At 62.6% G+C, this 24,040-nt stretch carries 21 protein-coding genes and 1 tRNA gene; 13 read left to right on the forward strand and 9 right to left on the reverse strand.

From position 1 onward, the window contains the following. Nucleotides 1–133 precede the first annotated feature (133 nt). The 3 genes from E5678_RS21125 (at nucleotide 134) to E5678_RS21135 (ending at nucleotide 3,907) form a co-directional block, all read left to right on the forward strand. Nucleotides 134–793 (forward strand): response regulator transcription factor, encoded by a 660-nt coding sequence (locus tag E5678_RS21125; RefSeq protein ID WP_136180354.1) that lies wholly within the window; start codon nucleotides 134–136, stop codon nucleotides 791–793. Beyond that, a complete protein-coding gene (locus tag E5678_RS21130; protein ID WP_136180355.1) occupies nucleotides 793–2,148 on the forward strand; it encodes an ATP-binding protein in 1,356 nt (451 codons plus the stop codon). Before E5678_RS21125 ends, E5678_RS21130 begins: the two co-directional genes overlap by 1 nt. A 259-nt stretch (nucleotides 2,149–2,407) precedes the next feature. Then, entirely contained in the window at nucleotides 2,408–3,907 is a 1,500-nt protein-coding gene (locus tag E5678_RS21135; RefSeq protein ID WP_136180356.1) for a DegQ family serine endoprotease, read from the forward strand. Between the two features lie 70 nt (nucleotides 3,908–3,977). On the opposite strand, the gene E5678_RS21140 is transcribed toward E5678_RS21135, so the two are convergent. Further along, nucleotides 3,978–4,952, reverse strand: coding sequence for a tripartite tricarboxylate transporter substrate binding protein (locus E5678_RS21140; RefSeq protein WP_136180357.1), 975 nt, complete (start codon nucleotides 4,950–4,952; stop codon nucleotides 3,978–3,980). A 143-nt stretch (nucleotides 4,953–5,095) separates the two neighbouring features. Continuing rightward, nucleotides 5,096–6,127, reverse strand: coding sequence for a CDP-6-deoxy-delta-3,4-glucoseen reductase (locus E5678_RS21145; protein ID WP_136180358.1), 1,032 nt, complete (start codon nucleotides 6,125–6,127; stop codon nucleotides 5,096–5,098). Nucleotides 6,128–6,218: 91 nt separating this feature from the next. On the opposite strand from E5678_RS21145, the gene E5678_RS21150 reads away from it, so the two are divergent. Continuing rightward, nucleotides 6,219–7,148 carry an SDR family oxidoreductase gene (locus E5678_RS21150; protein ID WP_136180359.1) on the forward strand — a complete coding sequence of 310 codons (930 nt, stop codon included), beginning with the start codon at nucleotides 6,219–6,221 and terminating at the stop codon, nucleotides 7,146–7,148. Nucleotides 7,149–7,248: 100 nt separating this feature from the next. Here E5678_RS21150 and E5678_RS21155 read toward each other — a convergent pair whose 3' ends face one another. Next, nucleotides 7,249–8,232, reverse strand: coding sequence for a calcium/sodium antiporter (locus E5678_RS21155; RefSeq protein ID WP_247596856.1), 984 nt, complete (start codon nucleotides 8,230–8,232; stop codon nucleotides 7,249–7,251). A 146-nt stretch (nucleotides 8,233–8,378) separates the two neighbouring features. On the opposite strand from E5678_RS21155, the gene E5678_RS21160 reads away from it, so the two are divergent. Next, on the forward strand, nucleotides 8,379–9,080 hold the full coding sequence (locus E5678_RS21160) for a glycoside hydrolase family protein (protein WP_210731958.1): 702 nt from the start codon (nucleotides 8,379–8,381) through the stop codon (nucleotides 9,078–9,080). A 65-nt stretch (nucleotides 9,081–9,145) separates the two neighbouring features. Here the strand turns inward: E5678_RS21160 and E5678_RS21165 are convergent. Beyond that, nucleotides 9,146–9,232 (reverse strand) — tRNA-Leu (locus E5678_RS21165). A gap of 38 nt (nucleotides 9,233–9,270) precedes the next feature. On the opposite strand from E5678_RS21165, the gene cysM reads away from it, so the two are divergent. From cysM to E5678_RS21185, 4 genes are all read left to right on the forward strand, one after another. Continuing rightward, entirely contained in the window at nucleotides 9,271–10,173 is a 903-nt protein-coding gene (gene cysM, locus E5678_RS21170) for a cysteine synthase CysM (RefSeq protein ID WP_136180360.1), read from the forward strand. Nucleotides 10,174–10,248: 75 nt separating this feature from the next. Then, entirely contained in the window at nucleotides 10,249–10,809 is a 561-nt protein-coding gene (locus E5678_RS21175; RefSeq protein ID WP_136180361.1) for an NUDIX domain-containing protein, read from the forward strand. 144 nt (nucleotides 10,810–10,953) lie between these two features. Beyond that, the gene (locus E5678_RS21180; RefSeq protein ID WP_136180362.1) at nucleotides 10,954–11,181 is read left to right on the forward strand and encodes a sulfurtransferase TusA family protein; all 228 of its coding nucleotides are present in this window, start codon (nucleotides 10,954–10,956) and stop codon (nucleotides 11,179–11,181) included. A 55-nt stretch (nucleotides 11,182–11,236) separates the two neighbouring features. Continuing rightward, nucleotides 11,237–12,241 (forward strand): NAD(P)-dependent oxidoreductase, encoded by a 1,005-nt coding sequence (locus E5678_RS21185; RefSeq protein WP_136180363.1) that lies wholly within the window; start codon nucleotides 11,237–11,239, stop codon nucleotides 12,239–12,241. 109 nt (nucleotides 12,242–12,350) lie between these two features. Here E5678_RS21185 and E5678_RS21190 read toward each other — a convergent pair whose 3' ends face one another. After that, nucleotides 12,351–15,332 carry a valine--tRNA ligase gene (locus E5678_RS21190; RefSeq protein ID WP_136180364.1) on the reverse strand — a complete coding sequence of 994 codons (2,982 nt, stop codon included), beginning with the start codon at nucleotides 15,330–15,332 and terminating at the stop codon, nucleotides 12,351–12,353. A 151-nt stretch (nucleotides 15,333–15,483) separates the two neighbouring features. On the opposite strand from E5678_RS21190, the gene E5678_RS21195 reads away from it, so the two are divergent. Then, on the forward strand, nucleotides 15,484–16,611 hold the full coding sequence (locus E5678_RS21195; protein WP_136180365.1) for an SMP-30/gluconolactonase/LRE family protein: 1,128 nt from the start codon (nucleotides 15,484–15,486) through the stop codon (nucleotides 16,609–16,611). 13 nt (nucleotides 16,612–16,624) lie between these two features. Here the strand turns inward: E5678_RS21195 and E5678_RS21200 are convergent, their stop codons facing one another. Genes E5678_RS21200 through E5678_RS21210 form a run of 3 tightly spaced genes read right to left on the reverse strand, consistent with a single transcriptional unit; the run spans nucleotide 16,625 to nucleotide 19,191 of the window. Next, nucleotides 16,625–16,819 carry a DUF2783 domain-containing protein gene (locus tag E5678_RS21200; RefSeq protein ID WP_136180366.1) on the reverse strand — a complete coding sequence of 65 codons (195 nt, stop codon included), beginning with the start codon at nucleotides 16,817–16,819 and terminating at the stop codon, nucleotides 16,625–16,627. A 19-nt stretch (nucleotides 16,820–16,838) separates the two neighbouring features. Then, nucleotides 16,839–18,554: an FAD-dependent oxidoreductase gene (locus E5678_RS21205; RefSeq protein WP_136180367.1), complete on the reverse strand. Its 1,716-nt coding sequence runs from the start codon at nucleotides 18,552–18,554 to the stop codon at nucleotides 16,839–16,841. 22 nt (nucleotides 18,555–18,576) lie between these two features. Continuing rightward, nucleotides 18,577–19,191, reverse strand: coding sequence for a VOC family protein (locus E5678_RS21210; protein WP_136180368.1), 615 nt, complete (start codon nucleotides 19,189–19,191; stop codon nucleotides 18,577–18,579). Between the two features lie 335 nt (nucleotides 19,192–19,526). Between E5678_RS21210 and E5678_RS21215 the strand changes: the two genes are divergently transcribed. From E5678_RS21215 to E5678_RS21225, 3 genes are all read left to right on the forward strand, one after another. Beyond that, nucleotides 19,527–19,949: a rubrerythrin family protein gene (locus E5678_RS21215; protein WP_136180369.1), complete on the forward strand. Its 423-nt coding sequence runs from the start codon at nucleotides 19,527–19,529 to the stop codon at nucleotides 19,947–19,949. Nucleotides 19,950–20,130: 181 nt separating this feature from the next. Further along, nucleotides 20,131–21,480: a heterodisulfide reductase-related iron-sulfur binding cluster gene (locus E5678_RS21220; protein WP_136180370.1), complete on the forward strand. Its 1,350-nt coding sequence runs from the start codon at nucleotides 20,131–20,133 to the stop codon at nucleotides 21,478–21,480. Between the two features lie 130 nt (nucleotides 21,481–21,610). After that, on the forward strand, nucleotides 21,611–22,201 hold the full coding sequence (locus tag E5678_RS21225; RefSeq protein WP_136180371.1) for a DUF3501 family protein: 591 nt from the start codon (nucleotides 21,611–21,613) through the stop codon (nucleotides 22,199–22,201). A gap of 1,161 nt (nucleotides 22,202–23,362) precedes the next feature. Here E5678_RS21225 and E5678_RS21230 read toward each other — a convergent pair. Further along, nucleotides 23,363–23,776 carry a GNAT family N-acetyltransferase gene (locus E5678_RS21230; RefSeq protein WP_136180372.1) on the reverse strand — a complete coding sequence of 138 codons (414 nt, stop codon included), beginning with the start codon at nucleotides 23,774–23,776 and terminating at the stop codon, nucleotides 23,363–23,365. Between the last annotated feature and the right edge of the window lie 264 nt (nucleotides 23,777–24,040).

Raw genomic sequence — 24,040 nt, forward strand, 5'->3', positions numbered from 1 at the left:
TTCAGGCGTGGTCGCCGAACGCCTGGGGCCTTGCTGAGCGGGTGCGGTCTGAGCGTTGCAGGTACGCGCGCCCTGAGTGCCTGTCCCGGGGCAACGCCTGCGTTGTGCAGGGATTACTGCGAAGGAGGTGGGTATGCGCTTGTTGCTGGTTGAAGACGACGCCATGATCGGCGAAGCGGTGCTGGACCTCTTGCGGGCCGAGCAGTACGCCGTGGACTGGGTCCGGGACGGCGACATGGCCGACACCGCCTTGCTCACCCAGGCCTACGATCTGATCTTGCTCGATCTGGGCTTGCCGAAGCGCGATGGCCTGGACGTTCTGAAAAGCCTGCGGGACCGCAAACTGCGCACGCCGGTGCTGATCGCGACAGCCCGAGATTCGGTGGCACAGCGCGTCCAGGGGCTGGATGCCGGGGCCGATGACTACATCCTCAAACCCTACGATCTGGATGAGCTGCTGGCGCGCATCCGTGCACTGATGCGGCGTGCCGATGGCCGGGCCGAGCCCGTCTACGAATACAAAGGTGTCGCGATCAACCCCGCTTCCCGCGAAGTGCGGGTGCACGGTGAACCTGTGGTGTTGTCGGGCCGTGAATGGGCTGTGCTGGAACCCTTGCTGGCCCGGCCTGGGCGTGTGCTGTCGCGCAGCCAGCTGGAGGACAAACTCTATGGCTGGAAAGACGGGGTGAACAGCAATGCGGTGGAGGTGTATGTGCACGGCCTGCGCAAGAAGCTGGGCGCTGAACTGATTCAGAACGTGAGAGGCGTGGGCTACATGGTGCCGCCGCTGTGATGTTTGGCCTCAACCGCTTGCGGCACTCCTTGCGGGGCCGCTTGCTGGGTGTGCTGTTGCTGGCCATTGTGCTGGCTGCGGCGGTGCAGGCGGCCGTGGTGTACCGGCAGGCGAGGGCAGAAGCGGACAGCATCTTCGATTACCACATGGAGCAGATGGCGCAGGCGCTGCGGGCAGGGGTGGCGGTGTCTGGCCTGCCGGTTCTGAGCGATGAGCGCCATGGCGGCAGGCCGGTGGATTTTGTGGTGCAGGTCTGGAGCATGGAGGGCCTGCAGGTCTACCGCTCCAGCGATCGGGTGGGCTTGCCGCAGCGAGCGGTGCTGGGCTTTTCGGAAGCCGATCTGAGTGGCCGGCCTTTCCGGGTGTTTGCCCTGCAGACGCCTTTTCAGGTGATCCAGATTGCGCAGGACATGGGGCCGCGCCGTGCGATGGCACGCTCGCTGGCGCTGCGCACGGTCATGCCCATCGTGTGGATGGCGCCGCTGCTGATGCTGGTGGCCTGGTGGGCGGTGGGGGCCTCGCTCAAACCGGTGGCACGGGTGCGCGAGCAGGTGGCCGCTCGGGCCGCTGACGACCTGGCCACTGTGACCGAAGAAGGCTTGCCCGACGAAATAAAGCCCCTCGTGCGGGAGCTCAATTTGCTGTTCGGCCGGGTGGGGCAGGCGTTCGAAGCGCAGCAGCATTTTGTGGCCGATGCGGCACACGAACTGCGTTCTCCGCTGGCGGCATTGCGCCTGCAGGTCCAAGGCTTGCAGAGGGCGCGCGACGATGCCACACGGCAGGTCGCCGTGGACCGGCTGTTGGCGGGTATTGACCGTGCGACCCGGCTGGTGGAGCAGTTGTTGGTGCTGGCCCGCCACCAAGCGGGGTCCGTTGCCCCCGGTGGGCTGGTTCCCGTGTCGCTCGATGCGTTGGCGCGGGAAACGGTCGCTGAAATGGCGCCCAAAGCAGCGCTGCGCGCGATCGACCTCGGGGTGGAGGCTGCCCAGGCTTTGCAGGTACAAGGGCAAGCGGAGGCCTTGCGCATCCTGCTGCGCAACCTGGTGGACAACGCCATCAAATACACACCAGCCGGCGGGCAGGTGGACGTGTCTGTGTTCGCTGAAAACGGTGATGCTGTGCTGGTTGTTGAAGACAGCGGGCCAGGCATTGAAGAGAACGACCGTGCACGGGTGCTGGACCGCTTCTACCGTGTGCCGGGTGAGGTCGCGCCTGGCAGCGGACTGGGTTTGGCCATCGTGAGTGCCATCGCTCAGTGGCACGGCGCGCGAATGAGCCTGGGGCGCAGTGAAGCCCATGGCGGTTTGCGTGTGGCCGTGCGCTGGGCGAAGGGTTCGCCGACCAAGGCCCTTTGACGTGGATGCCGATGGCATGCGTTCACGCGTGATCGGCCTTTTCCCCGTTTCCTGAGTTTTCAAATTCTCCAAGCGCTCGCCGACAGGCGCCCCCGGTGCCTTTGCTGCCATTCGCCATGTGTGTGATCGCGCCGGCACTCAAACAGCCTTTGCGCTCAAGGCAGCGGTCACCTGCGGGGTCCAAAAACGGTTAAGAACCCTCTAACTGTCACGGTGCACAGTGAGGGCGTGTTCCAACATCGTTCGTCAGGAGTCCGACATGAAAACGTTTTCTTTGAGCGCCAACCGGCTGGTCTTGGCTTTGATGGCCGCAGGCGTTTTGGGTGGCGCGGGTGTGGTTTTGAGCGAAGGTGTGCGGGCTCATGCCACGGTGCCCACGGCCAGCCTGTCCGCGCCAGCGACACCGCCAATAGCCACCATTGTGGCCCCCGACTTTTCCCAGATTGCGCAGCGCCATGGCGCTGCCGTGGTGAACATCAGTGTGGTGGGCAAGCTACCCGCCGAGCAGGACGGCGAAGCCCAGGCCGCCGCGCCCTCCATCGATCCCAACGATCCTTTTTATGAATTTTTCAGGCGCTTTGGTGGCATGCCGGGCATGCCCGGGCGGGGTGGCAATGCTGCCCCCGAGCAACCCAGTCGCGGACAAGGCTCGGGCTTCATCATCAGCGCCGACGGTTTGATTCTCACCAATGCGCATGTGGTGCGCGATGCCAGCGAGGTGGTGGTGAAACTCACCGACCGACGCGAATTCCAGGCCAAGGTGCTGGGCTCTGATCCCAAGACCGATGTGGCCGTGCTGCGCATCGCGGCCAAAGACCTGCCCGTGGTGCCGCTGGGCAGTGCCACCGATCTGAAAGTGGGCGAATGGGTGCTCGCCATCGGTTCGCCGTTCGGATTCGAAAACAGTGTGACCGCCGGGGTGGTCAGTGCCAAGGGGCGCTCTTTGCCGGACGACAGCCTGGTGCCGTTTATCCAGACCGATGTGGCGGTGAACCCTGGTAATTCTGGCGGGCCCCTGTTCAACGCCCGCGGCGAGGTGGTCGGTATCAACTCGCAGATCTACAGCCACACCGGTGGCTATCAGGGGCTGTCGTTTGCGATTCCGATCGAAACGGTGCTCCAGGTGAAAGACCAGATCGTTGCCACCGGCAAGGCGCAGCACGCGCGCCTGGGGGTGTCCATTCAAGAGGTGAACCAGGCGCTGGCCGACTCGTTCAAGCTCGACAAGCCCGAGGGTGCACTGGTCTCCAGCGTGCAGCCCGGCGGCCCGGCGGAAAAAGCCGGCCTCAAGGTGGGTGATGTGATCCGCAGCGTGGAGGGCAAAGCCATTGTGAGCTCTGGGGACTTGCCTGCGCTGATCGGCCGCGCCACGCCTGGCGACACGGTGGCGATGTCGGTGTGGCGCCATGGGGAAAGCATGGACATCCGCGCGCGTCTGGGCGATGCCGCCGAAAAGGCGGTCAAAGCCGAGGAGAAAGCCAGCGCCGGTGAACAAGGCCGGCTGGGTCTGGCTCTGCGCCCGCTGCAACCCGATGAGAAGAGCCAGGCTGGCGTGGCTTCGGGTTTGCTGGTGCAAGGTGTTGAAGGCCCAGCGGCGCTGGCGGGCGTGCAACCGGGGGATGTGTTGCTGGCCGTCAATGGCTCACCGGTCAACGATGTGGAGCAGGTGCGCGCGGCGGTGAAAAAGGCCACCAAGTCGCTGGCCCTGTTGATCCAGCGAGGGGGTGATCAGATCTTTGTGCCGGTGCGCGTGGGCTGATCGGTGAGGTGCGTTGAACCATGAAAAACGGCTCCCAAGGGAGCCGTTTTTCGTTGGAGGCGGGTGGCGATCAGTCCACCTTGGCGCCGCTGATCTTGACCATGCGCTGGTATTTGTTGCGTTCGTTGGCCATGAAGGCGCCAAAGTTCTCAGGCGAGCTGGGTGCGGGCTCGGCCATCATCGTGGCGAAGCGGCTTTGCACCGCGGGCGACTTCAATGCGGCGGTGAAGGCGGCGTTGAGCTTGTTCACCGTCTCGGCCGGCGTGCCTGCAGGCACCACCAAGCCCCACCAGGTATCGATTTCGAAACCGGGCAGGGTGGCTGCCATGGTAGGCACGTCGGGCAACATGGCGCTGCGCTCGGCGGTGGTCACGGCCAGGGCCTTGAGCTTGCCGGAGCGGATGTTGGCCGATGCGGTGGCCAGGTTGTCAAAGTTGAAATCGACCTGGCCAGACAACAGGCCGAGCTGGGCCGGATTGCCCCCGTTGTAGGGGATGTGCACAGCGTGTATGCCCGCCTGGTGCTTGAAGAGCTCGCCCGCCAGGTGGCCGGCGCTGCCGTTGCCGCCGGAGCCGTAGTTGAGTTTGGCGGGGTTGGCCTTGGCGAACTTGATCAGATCAGCCAGGTTGGTGATGTTGTTGCGTTGGGCGGATTCGGCGTTGATCACCAGCACATTGGGCACGCGCAGCATCTGCGTCACGGGCAAGAAATCCTTGGTCGGCGAGTAGGGCAGTTTGCTGAAAAGCCAGGGGTTGATGCTGTGTGAGGCGGTGGTGGCGATACCCAGGGTGAGGCCGTCGGGGGCGGCCTTGGCCACAGCGCTCAAGCCGATGTTGCCGCCGGCGCCTGGTTTGTTGTCAACGATCACGGTGCCCAGACTGTCTTTCACCGCGTCGGCCAGAATGCGCGCCGTCACATCCACCGGGCCACCGGGCGCAAAGGGCACGATGATGCGGGTGGTGGTGCCCTGAGCCAGGGCTGTGCCTGCAAAAGCCAGGGCGGCAACGGTGAGCGCGTGTGCAAGCAGGTGGCGGCGATGGGTCATGTTGTGTCTCCAGAAAAAATCAAGTTGTAGGACCGCTTTGTAGCAGAACGCTGCGTGTCACTGCCTTTGGGTTGCGCGTGAAGGGGGGCAAGAGTGGGTGCGCCGGTCCCTTCGGATGCGGGCATCCCTTTCTCGCGCACCCTTCACAGCTTGTCCGCAGCGCTCGTGAACGAATCGGCAAAAAATGCTTCTGTGGGCAGCTGGGCCTGGGCCACGAAATCGCGCTTGGCCGATTCGACCACGATCGGAGCGCCGCAGGCATAGACCTCGTGGCCGGAGAGATCGGGGAAATCTTGCAGAACGGCCTGGTGCACGAAGCCCGTGCGCCCGCTCCAGTGGTCTTCTGGCAGGGCATTGGAGACCACCGGTACATAGGTCAGCTGGGGCATGGCCGCTGCCTGCGCCAGGATCCATTCCTGCTGGTACAGATCGTCGGGCCGGCGGCCACCCCAATAGAGGGTGACCGGGCGGGCAATGCCCTTGAACCGCATGTGCTCCAGAATGGCCTTGACGGGTGCGAAGCCGGTGCCCGATGCCAGCATGACGATGGGCTTGTCGCTGTCTTCTCGCAGGAAGAAGCTGCCGTAGGGGCCCTCGATGCGCAAGATGTCCTTTTCCTTCATGGAGCCAAAGACATGGTCGGTGAATTTTCCGCCGGGCATGTGGCGCAGGTGCAATTCAATTTGCGGTGCGGTGCTCTGTGTGTGGGGCGCATTGGCCATGGAGTAGCTGCGGCGGTCGCCGTCGCGCAACAGGAATTCCACGTATTGCCCGGCGTGGTACTGGAAGGTGTCAGCGGCCGGCAATTGCAGGCGCAAGACCATCACGTCGTGCGAGGCGCGCGCCAGGCTGCTCACGCGCACCGGCATTTTTTTGATCGGGAGTGCGCCGGCTTCGGTCACCTGACGCGATTCGATCACCACGTCGCTCTGGGCCACACCACAGCAGGTGAGCACATAGCCCGCAGCTTCTTCATCGGCACTCAGGGCCTTGCTCTGGTGGGGGCCGTGCACCACGGTGCCGCTCACCAGCCTGCATTTGCACGAGCCACAAGCGCCGTCCTTGCAGCCGTAGGGCAAACCGATGCCCTGGCGAATGCCCGCGACCAGCATGGCTTCGGAAGGGTCTGCGGTGAAGCTGCGCCCGCTGGGCTCGACGGTGATGTTGAATGTCATACTGGCGATCGTTGTTGGGGTGGGGCGCATCAAGCTTCTGGGCGCCTCCCACCGAATGTCAAACCAAGATTGTCGCAAATCCGGAATTCTCATGAGCCTACATGGCGCTTTGCCCGCACGGTTTCGCCGTGAACGGGTGCTTATCATCGGTTGTGGCGACGTTGGCCAGCGGGCCGCGCGCGCCCTGGGGCAGGGTCGGCGCGTGCGCCTGCTGGCCCTCACGTCCAGCGTTGAACGGGTCGCTGAATTGCGTGCCCAGGGCATCACGCCGCTGATCGGCAACCTCGACGAGCCGCGCAGCCTGCAGCGCCTGGCGGGGCTGGCCACGCGGGTCTTGCACCTGGCACCGCCGCCTTCAGCCGATGCGGGCGTTGCGCAGCGCGATCCCCGCACGCGTGCGCTTGTGAAAGCCTTGATGCAAAGGGCTGCACCACAGGCCCTGGTGTACGGCTCGACCAGCGGTGTTTACGGTAACCGCCAGGGGGCCTGGGTGAGCGAGACCGATGCCGTTTTGCCGAGCACGGCGCGAGCGCTGCGGCGGGTCGATGCCGAGGCCACCGTGTTCGGGTGGGGTCGAACGGTGGGGGTGTGCACCACGGTGCTGCGCATTCCCGGTATTTATGCCATTGACCGCGAGGGCGGTACGCCGCGGGGGCGGTTGCAGCGCGGAACGCCGGTGTTGAACGCCGAAGACGACGTGTACACCAACCACATCCATGCGGACGACCTGGCGCGAGCCTGTGTACTGGCCTTGTGGCGCGGCCGACCGCAGCGGTGTCTGAACGTGTCAGATGACACCCAGCTCAAAATGGGCGACTACGTTGACCATGCGGCCGATCTGTTCGGTTTGCCGCGCCCACCCCGTATTGGCCTCGATGTGGCCAAAGCCACGTTGCCCGCGGTGCTGCTGAGCTTCATGAACGAATCGCGGCGGTTGAGCAACCACCGCATGAAATCGGAGCTCGGCCTCTCGCTGCGCTACCCCACCATTGCGGAGGGTCTGCGCGGCGAACCGGTATGAGTCCCGCGTCGCAAGGATGGCCCTATACGGTTTTGCATTCAAGCGCAGAACAAGGCGAACCAGCGCAGTTGTGCGCTTGGAGGCGAAACCGTATTGAAGGTCAGGTGGCGCTGGCGGTCGACACCAGCAACCAGCCTGTGTAGACCACATACACCGTCAGCAGCACGCCCGCTTCCAGCCGGTTGACCCGACCTTGGCGGCCCCGAAAGCCCCAGCCCATGAGGAACAGCAGCAGGGTGAGGCCTGCCATCACTGGCCAGTCGCGGGTGATCACCTCAGGCGCCAGGCGCATGGGCGAAATCGCACCGGCGATGCCGACCACCGCCAGCGTGTTGAACAGGTTGGAGCCGAGCACATTGCCGAGCGCGATGTCGTGCTCCCCTTTGCGGGCGGCGGCCACACAGGAGGCCAGCTCGGGCAGCGACGTGCCCACGGCCAGCACGGTCAGGCCAATCACCAGATCGCTCACCCCCATCGCTTGCGCGATGGAGACTGCTCCCCACACCAGCAATTGCGAACTGCCCACCAGAGCGAGCAACCCGACCACCAACCAGATCACAGCCGATCGCAAGGGCATGGCGTTGGCGGTCATCTCGGCCTGGGTTTCGTCGCCCAGCGCATCGTGCTGGCCACGCATGCCCTCCATGATCGTCCAGCCCACGATCAGCGCAAACACGGCCAGGAGAATCCAGGCGTCCCAACGGCTGATCTCCTGGTCCCACACCAGGAAGCCAGCCAGCGCCATCACCGCGATCAGCAAAGGCAGCTCTTTGCGCAGGATCACGGAGCGCACCAGGATCGGACTGATCAGGGCGGTCACACCCAGAATGAAGGCGATGTTGACGATGTTCGATCCCCAGGCGTTGCCCAGTGCCAAAGCGGGGTTGCCCTGCGATGCTGCCAGGGTGGACACCACCATTTCAGGGGCCGAAGTGCCAAACCCCACGATCACCATGCCCACCAGCAAGGGCGGCATGGCGAAGTGGGTGGCTGTGGCGGATGCGCCATCGACAAATTTGTCCGCGCTCCAGACGAGCAAGCCCAGTCCGACCAGAAGCGCTAGCGCAGGCAACAGCAATGTCATGGGTTCGGATTCCCGTTGTAGGATGAAAGAATGGAACCGGTATTCTCTCAGGCCTGTCGGTTCTGCCCCAGGGCCATTTGTCACGGTACCAGGCATGGTGCCCTTAGCGGGTCCAATGGGGTGGTCTTCAACCTGCTGTGTTGTGTATGAGCTTGCTGCCCGATTCTGAGCCCGTTGCTACAGCGCCGTCGCGCTGGGAGCGCTTGCGCGAGCGTGCCTTGTCCAGCCGGGTTGGTCTGCCCTTGCTGGTCGCAGCCCTGATGATGCTGTTGTTGTGGTGGTGGCGGCCCTTGCTTTTGATACCGGGCACCCAGAACCTGGTGATGCAGGGGGGCGACCCCTATTTGCGCGCGCTCATGCGGACCATTTCCGCGAGCGAATCCAATGTTTTGCGCCCGTACCATGTGTTGCATGGCAGCAGTTTTGTCTGGTCGCTCGACAGCCATCCCAACCGCTGTGAATCCATCTCCCGTGGGCCTAACCGGGGCAATTGCTCCACGGCGGCCGGCCGTTACCAGTTGCTCAACTCCACCTGGACGGCGCTGTCGCTGCGCTACCACCCCGATCGCGTACCCGGGGAGACCGAAGACAGCAGCCTGAGCTTCCAGCCGGTGTACCAGGACATGGTGGTGTACGCCTGGCTGGCCGATCCACGCGAGTGGCGCACCGACTTCTCCAGCCAGCTGCGCCAGGGCAAGGTCCAGACGGTGCTGCGCCGGTTGTCTTCCACCTGGACCAGCCTCGGTTACGGGATTGAGTCCAACAGCATGAGTCGCGAGCTGCCCGGCATCTACAAGCGCGTGTTGCGCGAAGAGCTGGTGCTGGCCGGGGAGCCGCTCGAGGACTGAACGGCTCAGGCAGGATTCGGGCACAAAAAAAGCCGCACAACGGTTGGGTTGTGCGGCCTGATCTGTGGTGCCCGGGGCCGGAATCGAACCGGCACGCCATCTCTGGCGGGGGATTTTGAGTCCCCTGCGTCTACCAATTTCACCACCCGGGCAGAATTCGGGGAGATCGAAATTATGGCACAGTTGACGCATGATTTATCCGACCATCGAACAAGCTATTGGTAATACCCCCATCGTCGCCTTGCAACGCATGGATGCTGCGGCCAATGCCACGCGTGGCAATGTGATCCTGGGCAAGCTGGAGGGCAACAACCCGGCGGGGTCGGTCAAGGACCGGCCGGCGGTGTCCATGATCCGCCGAGCCGAAGAACGCGGTGAGATCCGGCCGGGCGACACCCTGATCGAGGCCACCTCGGGCAACACCGGTATTGCGCTGGCCATGGCCGCTGCGGTCAAGGGCTACCGCATGGTGCTGATCATGCCGGAAGACCTGTCCATCGAGCGGGCGCAAACCATGAAGGCGTTTGGCGCTGAACTCATCCTGACCCCCAAGAGCGGCGGCATGGAATACGCCCGCGACCTCGCAGAAAAAATGCAGGCCGAGGGCAAGGGGCGCGTGCTGGACCAGTTCGCCAACGCGGACAACCCCCGTATTCACTTTGAGACCACCGGGCCCGAAATCTGGGCGCAGACCGGTGGCCGCATCACCCATTTCGTCAGCGCCATGGGCACCACCGGCACCATCACCGGTGTATCCAAGTTCCTGAAATCGAAGAATCCCGCGGTGCGCATCATCGGCGCCCAACCCAGCGAGGGCTCCCGCATCCCGGGCATCCGCAAATGGCCTGAAGCGTACTTGCCCAAGATTTACGACCCCACCCACATCGATGAGATGGTTTATGTGAGCCAGGCAGATGCCGAAGAGACTTGCCGCCGCATGGCGCGGGAAGAGGGCATTTTTGGGGGCATTTCAGCCGCAGGCGCCTGCTGGGTCGCCATGCAGATCGCCCAACAGGTGGAAAACGCCACGGTGCTGTTCATCGTCTGTGACCGGGGTGACCGCTACCTGTCCACGGGCGTGTTCCCGGCATGACCTCGGCCCGCCTGAAGCGGCCAGCTGGGATGGCTTTCAAGGGCAGGCGCTTCGTTCCTCAGCAAGGGTTTTCGCATGAGCAGTGATTTTCGATTTTGTCCCCGATGCGCATCGCCGCTCGCTTTGCGCGAAGAAACCGAAGATGGTGGCCCGACCGAGCGGCTGCGTTGCACGGCCTGTGACTTCACCCACTGGAACAACCCCACGCCGGTGCTGGCGGCGATCGTGCAGGTGGGCGGGCAGATCTTGCTGGCCCGCAATGCGGCCTGGCAAAACCGCATGTTTGGCCTGATCACGGGTTTCATGGAAGCGGGCGAGACGCCCGAAGAAGGCATTCGACGCGAGATTCGGGAGGAAACGTCCCTCGAAGCCACCGAGCTGACGCTGGTGGGCGTGCACGATTTCCAGCGGATGAACCAGATCATCATCACTTACCATGCGGTCGCCACAGGTGAGGTCGTCCTTTCCCCCGAGTTGGCCGAGTACAAGCTCCTGGCCCCGGAGCGGGTGAAGTGCTGGCAAGCGGGCACCGGGCTGGCCCTGGCCGACTGGTTGCGCAGCTGCGGCATAGAGCCCGAGTTCATGCCGCTGCCCCCGCCGCAAACATTTCAGGTACAGCCAGCCGATGCGGTCTGAATCGAAGGGGGCCATGGCCCCTCAGCCGGGCTCCGCCGTGTGGTTGGGGGTTGGGTCTTGCAGGGCACCGGGCTGTCTTGCGGGGACGTGTCAGAACGCGAGCGGGGTCTTGTCTTAGAATGCGCTCTTCTGAGGAACACATTCATGCATGCCAATAAAGAACTCGATGCTCGCGGACTCAACTGTCCCTTGCCCATCCTGAAGGCCAAAAAGGCCTTGGCAGACATGACCAGCGGCGAAGTGCTGCGCGTGGTGTCGACCGACGCCGGTTCTGTGCGCGACTTCCAGGCTTTTGCGAAACAGACGGGCAACGAGCTGGTTGGGCAGGAGGCTGTGGGCACGGAGTTTTTCACCTTGCTCAAGCGCCGCTGAGCGGCCCAGGCCTTCGGTGACAGTGGCTCCAAGGTTCGGATAGCACGCGGTTGACATGGAGGTTTTGCTTGTTGACCCTTTGGTACCTGAAGCGCTGAACTGGCTGCAAGACCGCCACGAAGTGGTGTTTCAGCCCGATCTGGGCGATGATCCGGTCGCCTTGCGCAAGGCGGTCTACAAGACGCGTGCGATCGTGTTGCCGCCCCACGTGGTGGTGTCCCAGTCTTTTCTTGATTTTGCGCCCAAGCTGCAGGTCATAGCGCGCATGCAGATTTCCAGCGACAACACCGATCTCGACGCCTGCGCCAAGCGCGGTGTGCGGGTGGTTCAAGCCCGCAGCGCAACCGTGCGCTCCAATGCGGAATACATGCTTTACGGCCTGCTGATGCTGTACCGGCGCGGCATGGTCAGCGCGCTGCTGGGGCGCCCGATCACCCATGTGCGCATGGGGCGGGAATTGGCCGGCAGCACGGTGGGGCTCTTGGGGCTGGCCCCGGTGGCCCATGCCCTGGCACCCATGCTCAAGGTGATGGGCGCGCGCCTGGTGGGCTACGACCCCGCTGTGCACCATGCGGCGCCGATCTGGGCCAAGCTCGGGGTGGAGCCGGTGCCCGTGGACGAATTGCTCTCCCGGGCCGACGCTGTGGCCTTGCAGGTGGTCTATGCCTCGCGGTTCAAGGGCTGGATCAACGAGCGTTTGCTCAACCATTGCAAACCGGGGCAGCTGTGGGTGGGCGTGAGCCGAAGCTCGCTGTTTGACCCGGAAGCCCTGGCCCTGGCCCTCACCGATGGGCGCATCGACGCCTGTTTGCTCGACGGAGCTGGCGTGGGTTTTGCTGCAGAGGGCACGCCTTTGCATGGCGTTCCCAACCTGCACCTCACACCCCGTCTGGGCGCCCACACCCGCGAGGCGAAACTGCGGGCCAGCTGGTATGTGGTGCACCGCATTCACGAAACACTGTCACCGGCCGCCGCCCGTGCCGCTGCGGCTGCGGCCGCCAGTGATTTTTCACCGCTCGACAGCCTGCACGATCCGATGTCACCTTTTGCGGAGCCTTGACGTACTTGAGTGGGGCTTCCCCGGCCACCGCCAGGTTGCGGTCTGAGCTGACCCGCCTTTTGGGTTGGCCGGGCCGGCCGAGGCACTGAGGAGTGCCCCAGCCGCTTGTTCAGAGCCGCGCGAGTTGCTCGCGCATCTTCTCGACCGTGGCACCAAAATCGGCCATGCGCTTGCGCTCCTGATCGATCACCGCCGGCGGCGCCTTGGCCACAAAGGCCTCGTTGCCGAGCTTGGCGTTGGCTTTCACGAGCTCGCCCTCCAGGCGTGTGATTTCTTTGGTCAGGCGGGCTTTTTCGGCGGCCACGTCGATTTCCATGAACAGGCACAGGCGTGCTTCGCCCACCACGGCCACCGGTGCGGCCTCGGCCGCGGCGGCCCAACTGGCTTCGTCGGCAAACACCTTGACCTCACTGAGTTTGGCCAGTGCTTGCACCACGGGTGCAACGCTGGTCATGAAATCGGTGTCGCCCAAGACAAAGAGCGGCAGGCGTTTGTCGTTGGGGACCTTCAGTTCTGCCTTGAGCGTGCGGCAAGCATCGATCAGGCCTTTGAGCTTGACCACATGGGCCTCGGCGGCATCGTCGATGCGGTCGGGCTGGCTCACAGGGTAGGCGGCGATGGCGATCGACGGGCCTTCGCGACCGGCCACGGGTGCGACCTTTTGCCACAGTTCTTCGGTGATGAACGGGATGATGGGGTGGGCCAGGCGCAGGATGGTCTCCAGCGTGCGGATCAGGGTTCGGCGGGTGGCGCGCTGCTGCGCTTCATTGCCGGTGTTGATTTGCACCTTGGCGATTTCCAGATACCAGTCGCAGAACTCGTTCCACACGAAGTCGTAAATCGTGTTGGCCACGTTGTCCAGGCGGTACTCGGCGAAGCCCTTGGCCACCTCGGCTTCCACGCGCTGCAGGCTGGAGCTGATCCAGCGGTCGGCCTGGCTGAAGCTCATGTAGCCATCGGCCTTGCCACCCGTTGCGCAATCCGCCTTGGTGTGCTCCATCAAACCGCAGTCCTGGCCTTCGCAGTTCATCAGCGTGAAGCGCGTGGCGTTCCAGAGCTTGTTGCAGAAGTTGCGGTAGCCCTCGCAGCGCTTGCTGTCGAAGTTGATGCTGCGGCCCAGCGAGGCCAGGGCAGCAAAGGTGAAGCGCAGGGCGTCGGCGCCGTAGGCCGGAATGCCTTCGGGGAATTCCTTTTCGGTCTGCTTGCGCACCTTGGGCGCGGTCTCGGGCTTGCGCAGGCCGGTGGTGCGTTTGTCGAGCAAGGGCTCGAGGGAGATGCCGTCGATCAGGTCCACCGGGTCGAGCACGTTGCCTTCGCTCTTGCTCATCTTCTGGCCCTGGGCATCGCGCACCAGGCCGTGGATGTAGACGTGTTTGAAGGGCACGCGGCCGGTGAAGTGCGTGGTCATCATGATCATCCGGGCGACCCAGAAGAAGATGATGTCGTAGCCCGTGACCAGCACGCTGCTGGGCAGGTAGAGGTTGTAGTCGTCGGTGGCGGTGTCGCCTTGTTCGGGCCAGCCCATGGTGCTGAAGGGCACGAGCGCGCTGGAGTACCAGGTGTCGAGCACGTCGTCATCGCGTTTGAGCGTTTTGCCGGGGGCCTGGGCTTGCGCTTCGGCCTCGTTGCGCGCGACATAGACCATGCCTTGTTCGTCGTACCAGGCGGGAATCTGGTGGCCCCACCAGAGCTGGCGAGAAATGCACCAGTCCTGGATGTTGTTCATCCACTGGTCGTAGGTGTTGACCCAGTTTTCGGGCACGAACTTCACTTCACCCGATTTCACTGCATCGATCGCTTTTTGGGCGATCGAGCGCGTGTCGTTGCCTTGGACGGACCCGGCGCCGGGCCGCCCCAAGCCGGGGTCAGCCCCCTCGGGGAGCAGCGAACCTCGCGCAGCGGGGCGCGTGGGGGCCTTGTTCATGGCCACGAACCACTGGTCGGTGAGCATGGGCTCGATGACCTGGCCGGTGCGGGCGCAGCGCGGCACCATGAGCTTGTGTTTCTTGGTTTCCACCAGCAGGCCGGCCGCTTCCAGGTCGGCGACGACCGCCTTGCGGGCCACGAAGCGGTCCATGCCGCGGTACTTCTCGGGCGCGTGGTCGTTGATGGTGGCGTCGAGGGCCAGCACACCGATGATGGGCAGCTGGTGGCGCTGGCCCACGGCGTAGTCGTTGGCGTCGTGCGCGGGGGTGACCTTGACCACGCCGGTGCCGAAGGCGCGGTCCACGTAGTCGTCTGCGATCACGGGGATTTCACGGTCGCACAGCGGCAGCTTCACATACTGACCGATCAGCGCTGTGTAACGCTCGTCTTCGGGGTGGACCATCACGGCCACGTCGCCCAGCAGGGTTTCGGGGCGGGTGGTGGCCACCGTCAGCGAACCGCTGCCGTTGGCCAGCGGGTAGGCGATGTGCCACATGAAGCCGTCTTCTTCTTCGCTCTCGACCTCCAGGTCGGAGACCGCGCTCATCAGGATCGGGTCCCAGTTGACCAGGCGCTTGCCGCGGTAGATCAGACCTTGTTGATACAGTTGCACGAAGGTCTCGGTCACCACCGTGGACAGCTTGGGGTCCATGGTGAAGTACTCGCGGCTCCAGTCGACCGTGTCGCCCATGCGGCGCATCTGGTTGGTGATGGTGTTGCCGCTTTGCTCTTTCCATTCCCACACTTTGGACACGAAGTTTTTGCGTGCTTCGGCGGGTGTGGGTCCCATGTCGTGGCGGCTGATGCCCTGGGCCTGCAGTTGGCGCTCCACCACGATCTGGGTGGCGATGCCGGCGTGGTCGGTGCCGGGCACCCAGGCGGTGTTGAAGCCGCTCATGCGGTGGTAGCGCGTCAGCGAGTCCATGATGGTCTGGTTGAACGCGTGGCCCATGTGCAGCGTACCGGTCACATTGGGTGGCGGCAACTGGATCGCGAAGTTCTTGTCTTGTGCCGCAGCCTCTGCATCGGGTGCGCCCGTGCCGCGAAAGCCCGCCACGCCGTAGCCGCGCTGTTCCCACTCAGGACCCCATTGGGCTTCGAGTGCGGCGGGCTCAAAGGATTTCGAGAGGCTGTTGAGACCGGGTTGTTCGGGTTGGGTAGACATGCTGTGATCGGGTTGGAAAATCGGGCGCCTCGAGAAGCCTGCCGGACGCGGGTCCGGAGCGGGCGAATCCCTGATTTTACGGGGCCACACGCCCGACAGACAGGGCGTGTGCCCAGCAGGGACAATGTGCCAAACGAAAAGGGATTCCATCATGAGACGCTGGTTGTTCACGCTGTTGCCCATCGTGGGTGTGGTTGCTGCCTATTTGCTGGTCTGGCCGGTGCCCATTGAGGCGCGCGCCTGGACCGCGCAGCCGGACGCGGGTTACACCGGTGTGCACGCCACCAACACGGCCCTGGCCGGCTTGAAGACCCTGAATCTGGGGGGCGAAGAGGGGCCGGAGCATGTGCAGATCGGGCCCGATGGCTTGCTGTATGCGGCGGTGGCCAGTGGCCGCGTGCTGCGCATGGCGCCGGATGGTGAGGCGCGGGAGGTGTTTGCCGATACCCAGGGCCGGGTGCTGGGGTTCGATTTTGATGCCGCCGGCAACATGATCGCGGCCGATGCCCTGCGGGGTTTGTTGCGCATCGACCCCGAAGGTCAGGTCACGGTGATCGCCGATCACGTGGGCGGGGTGCCCATTCTGTATGCGGACGCGGTGGTGGTGAGCCGGGCGGCCAGCGCCCCCGAGCGCATTTTTGTGTCCGATGCCTCGATGCGGTTTGGCGCCAAGGCCTGGGGCGGCACCTTTGAGGCCAGTGTGCTGGACATCCTGGAGCAATCGGCCACCGGGCGCATCCTGGTGCACGACGCCGCCAGCGGCCAGACGGAAGAGGTGGTGCGTGGCCTGTCGTTTGCCAACGGCGTCACTTTATCGGCCGATGAGCAGACGTTGTTTGTGGCCGAGACCGGGCGTTACCGCATTTGGGCGATCCCCGCTTCGGCCCGCAACCTGGACCTGTCAAAAGGGCCGGCGGGCGGGGCGAGCATTCTGTTGGACAACCTGCCGGGTTATCCCGACAACCTCATGCGGGGCCTCAACGGTCGCATCTGGGTGGGCTTGACCAAACCGCGCAGCCCGGTGGTGGACCGGATGGCCGCACAACCCTTGTTGCGCGAAATGACGCTGCGCCTGCCGCGCGCGCTGTGGCCCATTCCCAAGGCCTACGGCCACGTTTTCGCCTTCACTGAAGACGGGCAGGTGGTGGCCGACTGGCAGGACCCGAGTGGGACTTACCCGGAAACCACCGCGATCACGGAAACACCTGATCGCCTGTATGTGCAGAGTTTGCACGCGCCGGCGCTGGGTTGGCTGCCACGGCCTGACGGGTTGCGCTGATCGGGTGCAGTGCTCAGCGCTGCGGCTGAACGACTGTTGCGGCAGCAATGCATTCCGACAACACGCGGGCATCACCGACCTGGTTGGCCAGTATCAGGATGAGGCGTGCATTGAACGCCTCAGAGGCTTCGCGGCTGAGCCCCTGGTGGGCATCAAGCAGCTGTTCGTAGAACGCATCGGCATCCTGGAAGTGGGGCGTTTGTTTCATGGCGTGTCTTCCTAGGATTTCAGCGCAGGCCGAGCGAGCGCTCAATGGCCTTGACCAGGTGGGCGTCAACCGATTCGCCGGTGGCGGCGAGGTAGCCGTCTGGGCGCACCAGGGCCCAGGCATGGCCAAACACATGGCAGGCGCCTTGCAGATGGCCTTTGGGATCGAGGACCTGCTCTACGGCTTGTGGGGTGGTGTCGGGTCCGAGCACCTGCACGCTGCGCAGCGGCGCGTCAAAACACAGCTGTCGCAGGCGCTTGAGGGCGGCCGCAGACAGGTCACCAAACACCAGCAGCAGCAAATCGCCGTGTGCCCAGTTGAGCAAGTCGTTGACCGTGCCGCGCTGGCCATCAGCCCAGTCGAAATGCACGTTTTGCACCGATTGGCCTGCCGCGCTGCCCGGGGGGTAGGTGCAGGCGCTGGACCGGGTGTAGGGGTTGGCCACGGCCATGCGGCCGGTGTTGACCAGCGTGCGCGCAAAAGGCTGCTGGCGCGCGAGCTGGATCACCGCATCCCGGAACAGGCGCTCGGCGCCATCGGCCGGCCGCAGAAAGCGGGCGGTGCGGTTGGTCACGCACACATTTTGCTGTGCAGCTTCCAGGCGCTCATCGCCGTAGCTGGTCAGCAGGGCCGCGTCTGCTTTGCCCTGCAGCACCGCAGCCAGTTTCCAGGCCAGGTTGTCGGCGTCGGCCACGCCGGTGTTGCCGCCGCGCGCACCAAAGGGGCTGACCACTTTGGCGGAGTCGCCCATGAGGTAGACGCGGCCATGGCGCAGGGCGTGTACACATTCGCTGCGGTAGGCGTAGGGCCCGACCCAGACGATTTCAACCTCTACATCGGGGCCAAACTGGCGCTTCAGCCGCGCGCGCACCACGTCTTCGCGGCTCACTTCGGCCGGGTCGGCGTTGGGCGCCATCTGGTAGTCCAGGCGCCACACGCCGTCGGCCATCAGGTGTTGCCACACCGCGCGGTTGTCGTTGAACGGGGCTTCGATCCAGGTGTGGCGCTCGGTGGGCGGCCGGGAAGTGAAGCGCACGTCGGCGATGCACCAGCGGTCGTCGCCGCGCTTGGAGTCAAACGGCACCTGCAGCCAGGTGCGCAACGGACTGCTGGCACCGGTGGCGTCGATCACATGTTCGGCCTCGATGGTGTAGCTGCCTTCAGGCGTTTCTACGTCGAGCGTGGCGAATTCGTCGGTTTGTGAAAAACCGACGAGCCGGTTTTGCCAGCGCAGCTCAACATGGCCCAGCGCCTGTATGCGGTCCACCAGAAAAGCTTCGATGTAGAACTGCTGGATGTTGATGAACGGCGGCTGCTCGGAGAGGTGGAAGCTGCCTTGCTGGCGCAGATCAAAGCTGTAGATCTCGTCTTCGCCGGCAAATGTACGGCCCACGCTCCACTGCACGCCTTTGGCGGCAATGGCACCGTAAATGCCCAGACGGTCAAAAATTTCCAGTGATTTTTGGGTGTAACAAATGCCCCGGGAAGACGCGCCCTTGACGCCCACCGTGTTGTCCTCGTCCAGCAGGATGGCTTGCACACCCAGGCGGGCCAGTGAGCAGGCCAGGGTGAGCCCGGTGATCCCGCCGCCCACGATCACCACCGGGTGGCGCACTGTGGCACCCCCCTGCAGTTCGGCAGGGGCCACAAAAGGGTATTCGGGCAACACATAGCCCGACCCTTGGGTGAACTCGTAAGCGTTGCTGTGTGCGGTGGCTTCGTAGGGGGCGTTCATGGGCGGGCCTTGTTGCGGTGGTTCAGTCGAGGGAACGGGCAACGACCTCGGGGCGGTCGTTTTGCTGGGGTTTCAGCGGATCCACTGCCTTGCCTTCGGCCCGCTCACGGCGCCACTGCTGCTTGCGCTCGGTCCATGCAGCCAGGCGGGCGTGGGCGGTTTTGCTCTCTTCCATCATGTGCACTTCATCCGCCAGCTGGGCGGTGAGCTCGAGCCGGATGCCGTTGGGATCGAAGAAATAAATGCTTTTGAAAATGTGGTGGTCGGTGACACCGAGCACCTCGATGCCGCCAGCCTGCAAGCGGGTTTTGGTGTCTTCGAGCTCCTGCACGGTGTTGACGCGGAAGCTGATGTGGTTGACCCACTTGGGTGTGTTGGGGCTGGGGAGCGCGGCCTCGTCGTCGCCCAGATCAAAGAAGGCAATGAACGAGCCGTCTTGCAAGCGAAAGAAGAAATGGGTGTAGGGGCAGTACTCGCCAGTGCTGGGCACGTGGTCGCTCTGGATGATGTGGAACAGCGGCAGGCCCAGCAGGTCTTCGTAGAAGTGGCGGGTTTCCTCAGCGTCCTTGGCCTTGTAGGCGAAATGGTGGAGCTGCTGAATGGGCGCTGGCGGCGGCAGGGTGGGGGTAGCGGTCATGTGTGTCTCCTGTGATTCACCATTGTGAAACTTATTTACCTATCCGACATTTTAAGCGCGCTTTCAGCCAAACTGAAAGGTGGGGCTTTGGCCGGTGTTCGCTGCCTTCTCCAGCCTGTTTCAAGTGGCAGTTTGAAGGTTTCCAGCGGGCTTGTCGATCAGGCTGAGAATGGTGATCAATTGAGTTTCCCCGATAGCCACAGGCAATGGACCACATAGCCCAGAACAATTAGACCGTCGCTTGTCGCCGGGTGTAAGGTGTTTCGGTCTTGAGAGCGGTTCGCTTGTTGAGTCGCGGCTTGAGCGTTTCTTCCATCCACGATCAGGAGAACCCCATGGCAGCTTTGAAAGGCTCGAAAACCGAGCAATGTCTGAAAGACGCCTTCGCTGGTGAGTCGCAGGCCAATCGCCGTTACCTCTATTTCGCGAACAAGGCCGACATCGAAGGCCAGAACGACGTGGCGGCGCTGTTCCGCTCCACGGCCGAAGGCGAAACCGGCCACGCGCACGGCCATCTGGAGTTTCTGGAGCAGTCGGGCGATCCGGCCACAGGCATGCCGATCGGCCCCACCCGGGACAACCTGGCCTCTGCCGTGGCGGGCGAAACACACGAGTACACCGACATGTACCCCGGCATGGCCAAGACCGCTCGTGAAGAGGGTTTTGACGAGGTCGCCGACTGGTTTGAGACGCTGGCCAAGGCTGAGCGCTCGCACGCCAACCGTTACCAGAAGGCACTCGCCGAATACGTTGAGTGATTGACCCACCCCCGCGCCGCGCCCGCGGCGCGTCACCCCCTCAAGGGGGCAATGCCTGCGGGCCGGGAGACCCGGACCCGCGGCATTCTCGACTGAGCCGCCTCAATGGCGGTGCTTTTGCAAGGGCTTGCTGAGTCTTTGCAAAAGATCAAGACAACAAATCTGAGACAGAGGAGCTCCCATGGCTACCGAAGGCAATCTCACAGCGCCGACCCGGCATGCGCTGGATTGGAAAAATCCCGATTTCTACGATGAGGCGAAGTGTTTCGATGAGCTGGAGCGCATCTTTGATATCTGCCATGGTTGCCGCCGTTGTGTGAGCCTGTGCGGCTCGTTCCCCACCCTGTTTGATCTGGTGGACGAGAGTTCCACGCTGGAGGTCGATGGTGTGGCCAAGGCCGACTACTGGAAGGTGGTGGACCAGTGCTACATGTGCGATCTCTGCTACATGACCAAGTGCCCTTACACGCCGCCGCACGCCTGGAATCTGGACTTCCCCCACACCATGCTGCGCGCCAAGGCGATCAAGTTCCAAAAGGGTGAAGTCGGGGTGGCGGAGCGGTTTCTTGCTTCGACCGATGTGCACGGGCAGTTCGCCGGCATTCCCATCGTGGTGCAGGTCGCCAATGCGGTGAACAAAACCGCCTTCGCCCGCGGGCTGATGGAGAAAGTGGCCGGGGTGGACAAAGACGCCTGGCTGCCCGAACTGGCCATCAAAAAATTCCGATCGGCTGCGCCCGAAGCCAAGGCCGCCAAGGTGGTGGATGGCGTCAAGACGCCAGGCAAAGTGGCGATCTTTTCCACCTGCTACATCAACTACAACGAGCCCGGCATCGGCATGGATCTGCTCAAGATCCTGGACCACAATGACATCCCCTACACCCTCGTGGAGAAAGAGAAATGCTGCGGCATGCCCAAGCTGGAGCTGGGCGACCTGGCGTCGGTGCAAACCAGCAAGGAGGCCAATATTCCGGTGCTGGCGAAATACGCACGCGATGGCTTTGCGATTCTGGCGGCGGTGCCCAGCTGTGCGCTGATGTTCAAGCAGGAAATCCCGCTGATGTTCCCCGATGACGCCGACACTCAGCTGGTGAAAGAACACATGTGGGACCCGTTTGAATACCTCATGGCGCGCAAGCGCGACGGCCTGCTGAAAACCGAGTTCCCCCAGAAGCTGGGCAATGTGAGCTACCAGATTCCGTGCCACGGGCGGGTGCAGAACATCGGCAAGAAGACCGAAGAGATGCTCAAGATGATCCCCGACACCACCATCAACACCATCGAACGCTGCTCGGGCCACGCCGGCACTTTCGGCGTCAAAAAGGCCCATCATCAGACCGCGATGAAGATCGGCAAGCCGGTGTTCAAAGCCATGGCTACGATGAAAGACGGCAGCCAACCCGACTACATCAGCTCAGACTGCCCGCTGGGTGGCCACCACATCGCCCAAGGCTTTGAAGTCAATGGCCTCGGCGCGCCAGAATTGCAGCACCCGCTGAGCCTGGTCGCCAGGGCATACGGTTTGAAATAGCCCCCACGCTCCGCCGCTGCTCGGGTCGCTGCCCCAAGACTGGGGTGGGACCCGGTCGAAGCCGGATTCTGGGGCGCGTTTTGCCTTGGGGCGGCCCGGCGGCAAAACCATTGTTGAATTGGAGATACACATGCAACTCACCGGCCACATCACCCCCGACAGCCTCATGAGCCTGGAGGCCTACACCAAGTGGCGCAAGGACCACAAGCCCGAGATCGTGGCCCACCGCAAGCTGCGCAGTGTGTTGCTCGGCGAGTACATCAACCTGCAGTTTGAGAGCGAGACCACCATTCGCTACCAGATCCAGGAAATGCTGCGCATCGAAAAGGTGTTCGAGGAAGAGGGCATTCAACAAGAGATCGACGCCTACGCCCCGCTGGTGCCCGATGGCAGCAATTGGAAGGGCACGATGATGCTCGAGTACACCGATGTCAACGAACGCAAGCGCGAGCTGGCGCGTCTGATCGGGGTGGAAGACCGCTTATTCGTTGAGGTCGAAGGCATGACGCGCGTGTATGCCATTGCCGACGAAGACATGGACCGTGAAAACGAAGAAAAAACCAGCGCGGTGCACTTCGTGCGCTTCGAATTCACCCCGCCCATGCGCGCCGCCATCCAGGCCGGCGCCGCCGTGAAATTGGGCTGCGACCACACCCACTACCCCGCCCATGTGCAGATTCCGCCGGAGACGCTGGCGAGTCTGGCGGGCGACCTCAGCTAGCGGGCAGGAATGATGCCTTGCACGGCCCAGTTGAGCCTTATCGACTCATAGGCTGATCCAGCAGGGGCTTTTTATGGAGTTCCCTCGTATGGCAGGTTGCGGCCATGAGCAGTCAGTGATCAATGGGGAAAAGCAGTCGCTCAACGTTGAAATTCAGCGGACGCCGCTTGCGGCGGTCCGATGGAATGATGGGTTAGGCGCCTGCATGCATGAACTTCTTTGACCTTGCCGCACGAATTGCCTTTCAGACTTGTTCGGGGACATAGCGGAGATGCACAAACTCTCGGGCAAGCTTGCGATTCAGGGCCTCTGCCAGTACAGACATGCCATCGCCTTCTAGCCGCAGCCCGGCGGAGTGACCTCTTGGAATGGACTGAATGCTATTCCTGAAGTGGAGAACCTCGGTGAGCCGAAGGCTGATTTTCGCTACCTCGCCGAGCTCAATAGTTACGAGGCCAGGCGACTCGCCTTCAACGCGAGTCTTCGCGATGGAGGAGAACACTGCTCCAAGAGGGATCTCTGCATAGCCATTGCTCCCAATGACGATGCCATCAGGCTCGATTCTCGAAACGAGGAAGCTTGGCTCAGACACTTGAGGCGCCTAACTTTGATGTAGTTCGTGTTTCACCAGATACCCACAGTAGCCACGAAATAACATGGGGCGGTCCCTTCAAAAATTGTGTTTGAATTCATGAACTTATGTCGACGTGCAAGAGTAGGACCAGGGATAACAGGTTTGACAAAGTTCGTGCACCTATTGCTGCCATTCCGCGGCGCGGGACGCTGGCTGGACCGAGTCGGCGAACTCATTTACTGTTTGCACTATAGCCCGCATACCGCGAGACACCCCTCCGATACCCACTGTTCGAGCCAAGAAAGACTGCTCTGGGACTCAGGAGTGAAGGACTGCAGTGGGTCGACTCGCGCCGGTGGTGACATGAGAAAGCGGGCGTTCGGTCCAGTCCTACTGCGGTCGTCGGCTTCCTGGAGCGGGCACGAACAGGTGGTTTCGGCCATGAGCAGCCGGTGGGCAAACGGGAAAGCTGTCGCTCAACGTTGCGTTCACCTGCGGATTGTAAGTAGCGCGTTGCGATAAACTTCGCGTAGCGATATTGCAAAAGCGCTACTTACAATACGTCAGGTGCAATGCCTTGTTAGCACTTACAATTGTTTTACCATGAAGTATTGGCAGCTAGTTTTTGGGTAACCTTCTTGAACCCACTGAACTTTGTAGCCATGCTTTTCATAAAACGGCATAGCTTGAAAACTTAGGGTCTCCAAAAAGCACTTTATACAGCCGCGAGATTTACCAGCCTCTTCTATTTTTGCCAAAATGTTACTACCAATATCTTGACCGCGTAACTCTTCAGAAACCCACAGTGTATCTAATAACAACCAGTCACCAAACGAACGAGCAGCCGCACCAGCAATAACTTCACCTGAATTATTTTTAATTTGAATTGCTAGAGGAATTCTTTCGCTTACCTCCCAATTGGCCCAATTAATATCGTAGATTTTTTTGCTTAGGTAATCTATTAGCTCTTGGGCTGGATTTTCCAATACTTCAATGTTCATTAAGGCTCCGTAGTTGCTTTGGTGCTAACGTAATGTATCCCGCAGATCCTGCGAGATATTCTGGACGGTGCGGGATATTCTGGTCACCTATTTCTCCAAAAAACTTCTTTATATCAATGACTTAGGCGCGTGAACGCATTGCTTGCACAGGTATAAAAGTGGCGCAAAACTCGGCACCTCTTTTGGCGCCCGGTCCTTGATCAGGCGTTGGGGGCTCAACCCATGCCTGCACTATATCTTTGTGCGGGAGCCAAGGCACCGTTT

This window comes from Hydrogenophaga sp. PAMC20947 (genome assembly GCF_004795855.1).
In the GTDB taxonomy this organism is placed as follows: Bacteria; Pseudomonadota; Gammaproteobacteria; order Burkholderiales; family Burkholderiaceae_C; genus Hydrogenophaga.

Coding starts and splice junctions, on each gene's coding strand:
- E5678_RS21125 (WP_136180354.1), top strand. CDS start 134: ATGCGCTTGTTGCTGGTTGAAGACGACGCCATGATCGGCGAAGCGGTG.
- E5678_RS21130 (WP_136180355.1), top strand. CDS start 793: ATGTTTGGCCTCAACCGCTTGCGGCACTCCTTGCGGGGCCGCTTGCTG.
- E5678_RS21135 (WP_136180356.1), top strand. CDS start 2,408: ATGAAAACGTTTTCTTTGAGCGCCAACCGGCTGGTCTTGGCTTTGATG.
- E5678_RS21140 (WP_136180357.1), bottom strand. CDS start 4,952: ATGACCCATCGCCGCCACCTGCTTGCACACGCGCTCACCGTTGCCGCC.
- E5678_RS21145 (WP_136180358.1), bottom strand. CDS start 6,127: ATGACATTCAACATCACCGTCGAGCCCAGCGGGCGCAGCTTCACCGCA.
- E5678_RS21150 (WP_136180359.1), top strand. CDS start 6,219: ATGAGCCTACATGGCGCTTTGCCCGCACGGTTTCGCCGTGAACGGGTG.
- E5678_RS21155 (WP_247596856.1), bottom strand. CDS start 8,232: ATGACATTGCTGTTGCCTGCGCTAGCGCTTCTGGTCGGACTGGGCTTG.
- E5678_RS21160 (WP_210731958.1), top strand. CDS start 8,379: ATGAGCTTGCTGCCCGATTCTGAGCCCGTTGCTACAGCGCCGTCGCGC.
- cysM (WP_136180360.1), top strand. CDS start 9,271: ATGATTTATCCGACCATCGAACAAGCTATTGGTAATACCCCCATCGTC.
- E5678_RS21175 (WP_136180361.1), top strand. CDS start 10,249: ATGAGCAGTGATTTTCGATTTTGTCCCCGATGCGCATCGCCGCTCGCT.
- E5678_RS21180 (WP_136180362.1), top strand. CDS start 10,954: ATGCATGCCAATAAAGAACTCGATGCTCGCGGACTCAACTGTCCCTTG.
- E5678_RS21185 (WP_136180363.1), top strand. CDS start 11,237: ATGGAGGTTTTGCTTGTTGACCCTTTGGTACCTGAAGCGCTGAACTGG.
- E5678_RS21190 (WP_136180364.1), bottom strand. CDS start 15,332: ATGTCTACCCAACCCGAACAACCCGGTCTCAACAGCCTCTCGAAATCC.
- E5678_RS21195 (WP_136180365.1), top strand. CDS start 15,484: ATGAGACGCTGGTTGTTCACGCTGTTGCCCATCGTGGGTGTGGTTGCT.
- E5678_RS21200 (WP_136180366.1), bottom strand. CDS start 16,819: ATGAAACAAACGCCCCACTTCCAGGATGCCGATGCGTTCTACGAACAG.
- E5678_RS21205 (WP_136180367.1), bottom strand. CDS start 18,554: ATGAACGCCCCCTACGAAGCCACCGCACACAGCAACGCTTACGAGTTC.
- E5678_RS21210 (WP_136180368.1), bottom strand. CDS start 19,191: ATGACCGCTACCCCCACCCTGCCGCCGCCAGCGCCCATTCAGCAGCTC.
- E5678_RS21215 (WP_136180369.1), top strand. CDS start 19,527: ATGGCAGCTTTGAAAGGCTCGAAAACCGAGCAATGTCTGAAAGACGCC.
- E5678_RS21220 (WP_136180370.1), top strand. CDS start 20,131: ATGGCTACCGAAGGCAATCTCACAGCGCCGACCCGGCATGCGCTGGAT.
- E5678_RS21225 (WP_136180371.1), top strand. CDS start 21,611: ATGCAACTCACCGGCCACATCACCCCCGACAGCCTCATGAGCCTGGAG.
- E5678_RS21230 (WP_136180372.1), bottom strand. CDS start 23,776: ATGAACATTGAAGTATTGGAAAATCCAGCCCAAGAGCTAATAGATTAC.